General features: G+C 51.1%; 2 protein-coding genes. Both read left to right on the top strand.

The window, feature by feature from the left end; genetic code table 11:
- A partial coding sequence (locus AQR02_RS10705) for an NADH-dependent [FeFe] hydrogenase, group A6 (RefSeq protein ID WP_082451958.1) occupies window positions 1-1,651 on the top strand: 1,651 nt, incomplete at its 5' end.
- 453 nt (window positions 1,652-2,104) lie between these two features.
- A partial coding sequence (hydG, locus tag AQR02_RS10710; RefSeq protein ID WP_245237309.1) for a [FeFe] hydrogenase H-cluster radical SAM maturase HydG occupies window positions 2,105-3,206 on the top strand: 1,102 nt, incomplete at its 3' end.

The raw sequence follows: 3,206 nt of genomic DNA on the forward strand, positions 1-3,206 counted from the left end.
CATTAATATTCCATCCCTCTGTTATTTGAAGGGGGTTAACCATTCTTCAAGCTGCCGGGTATGCGTAGTTGAAGTCGGCCCGAGGCTAATCGCATCCTGTACCCTGATCGCAGAAGAGGGCATGAATATTCTGACGAACACGAAGAAGGTCCGCGATGCCCGCAGAACATCTGTAGAGCTGCTGCTGTCCGATCATGACCGGGAATGCCTCAGTTGCTCCCGCGGCGGCAGCTGTGAGCTGCAAACCGTATCGAATGATCTGAATATCCGTAAAGTTACTTATACCGGTGAGCAGTCCAGCCGGGAAAAGGATTATTCTTCACCGGCTATTCTGCGTGACGCCTCCAAATGCATCCTCTGCGGACGCTGTGTCGGCGCTTGCGGCACTGTGCAGACAGCGGGTGCCATCGGCTTCGCCAAACGGGGATTTGATACTGTGATTTCCACCGCCTTTGGCCGGTCGCTGGCGGAATCCACCTGCGTCAACTGCGGCCAGTGTATTATGGCTTGTCCGGTAGGCGCACTTACAGAGCATGAGAACATCAGCGATGTATGGAATGCTATCGCTGATCCAGGCAAATATGTTGTCGTGCAGACTGCACCTGCCGTACGTGTTGCGCTTGGAGAAGAGTTCGGCATGCCGGCCGGCACACGCACCACCGGCAAGATGGTGGCTGCGCTGCGCAGACTGGGGTTCGATAAAGTGTTCGATACAAACTTCGGGGCGGATCTGACCATTATGGAGGAAGGTACTGAGCTGCTCTCCCGGCTCAGCAGCGGACAGAATCTGCCGCTGATGACCTCTTGCTGTCCGGGCTGGGTGAAGTTTATGGAACATAACTTCCCGGATATGCTGGATAACCTGTCTACCTGCAAATCTCCGCATGAGATGGAAGGGGCTGTAATTAAATCCTATGTTGCCGGGAAGCTCAGTATCGATCCGGAGAATATTGTCGTCGTCTCGATTATGCCATGTACGGCGAAGAAGTTCGAAGGTGCACGGGATGAGCTGTCTCACGAAAATATGCAGGATGTGGACTGGGTACTGACGACCCGTGAGCTGGCAGCGATGATCAAAGAGGCCGGGATCGACTTTGGGAACCTGAAGGATGAGGCTTTTGACAATCCGCTTGGCATCGGCTCCGGTGCTGGAGCGATCTTCGGCACAACCGGAGGCGTATCAGAGGCCGCCCTCCGTACGGTTTTCGAGCTGACCTCAGGTAAACCGCTCGAAACGATCGAATATACCGTTGTCCGCGGCATGACTGGGATCAAGGAGAATACCATTGAGCTGCCGGATGGCAAGCAGATTCGCACTGCGGTCGTCCACGGCCTCGGCAATGCCCGTAGGTTAATGGAGGCGATGCAGCGGGGGGAGAAAAGCTATGACTTCATGGAAGTGATGGCCTGCGCCGGCGGCTGCATTACCGGAGGCGGCCAGCCGATCGTAGATGCCAAAACCGCCGAGCAGATCGATATCAAAGCCGCACGGGCTAAGGCGATATATTCCGAAGATGAGGCGCAGACCATCCGCAAATCGCATAACAATCCTTTTATTAAAGTGCTGTACGAGGAGTTTCTGGGAGAACCGAATGGTCACCTTGCCCATGAGCTGCTGCATACGCACTATACGGTGCGCTCGAAGTATTGAGGCAGTCGGGTCCGGAGTGGCGAGGTGTGGGTAAGTATTGCGCTGGGCAGATGGGCTTTGATGCTCTGTTCTGAGGAAGGTTCGGGGTTAAAAAAATGCCCAGTTTCGGAACTGAGGTGTTCGTAGCGGTTTTGTTTCAGAAAGAGAAAGATCCAATGTAAAGTGGATTTTCTCCACCTAATATTCTCATTTATAAATATTTATGATAGTTAAATGGAAAATCTCCACCTAATTAGTTCTATACACCCTTCTGAGGGGGATATCGATACATTTAAGTGGAGTTTTTCCCACTAGCACACTTATCCGCGTGTTGGACTGAGAAATAAATGGAGAAATTCCACTTAGCTTGATCCGTATACACCTAGTCATAACGAACTTTTCATTGAACTTTAAAAATTAATATTTAGGGAAAAGTGGTGGAAGGGAATTTGGGAACTGTAGGAGGTAAGGAGGATGTCGAAATTGCGGAAGGATTGGGAGCCGGCGGATTTTATCGATGATGCAGAGATATTATCCAGTCTGGAAGAGGCGAAGAGGCTGGCCGGCGAAGAGGCCGTTGTCCGGTCCATTTTAGAGAAAGCCAGGTCCTGTAAGGGATTGACCCACAGGGAAGCAGCGGTACTTCTGGAGGTTACGGATAAAGAAATTCTAGCAGAGATTTACAGCTCGGCAAGGGTCATTAAGGAGAAAATATACGGCAACAGAATCGTTTTATTTGCTCCTTTGTATATAAGCAATTATTGTGTCAATAACTGCGAATACTGCGGATATAAGCAGTCCAATCAGGATTTTGTAAGGCGGAAGCTGAGTAAGGATGAATTGGCGGATGAAGTCCGTGTGCTGCAGGGTCTGGGCCATAAGCGCCTGGTTATTGAAGCAGGAGAGGACCCGGTGCATTGTGACATTGACTATGTCGTTGATGCGATCAAAACGGTGTATTCCGTAAAGGTCGATAATGGCAGCATCCGCCGCGTGAATATCAATATTGCAGCAACCACGATTGAAGATTACCAGAAGCTGAGGGATGCGGAGATAGGGACATATATTCTATTTCAAGAGACCTATCACAGACCCACCTATGCAGCGCTGCATCACAACGGTCCCAAACGGGATTATGACTGGCATACCACGGCCATGGACCGCGCCCAAATGGGCGGGATCGATGATGTCGGTGTAGGAGTTCTTTACGGTTTATATGACCACAAATATGACACCATTGCGATGCTGATGCATGCAGAACACCTGGAAGAACGGTTCGGGGTCGGCCCGCATACGGTATCCGTTCCCCGATTGCGCGAGGCGGACAATGTAAATTTGAAAACGTATCCATTCCAGGTGAAGGATGATGATTTCAAGCAGCTGGTTGCCGTTCTGCGCTTGTCCGTTCCTTATGCCGGAATGATCCTTTCCACCCGTGAAGAGCCGTCTTTCCGTGATGAGGTCATTCAGCTCGGGATTTCCCAGGTGAGCGCCGGGTCCAGTACAGGTGTAGGCGGTTATATGGAGGCAAAGCAGGGATTAGCAGGGATGTCCAAGGAAAAACCCCAGTTCGAAG

This window comes from Paenibacillus ihuae (genome assembly GCF_001368795.1).
GTDB classification, from domain to species: Bacteria; Bacillota; Bacilli; order Paenibacillales; family Paenibacillaceae; genus Paenibacillus_AQ; species Paenibacillus_AQ ihuae.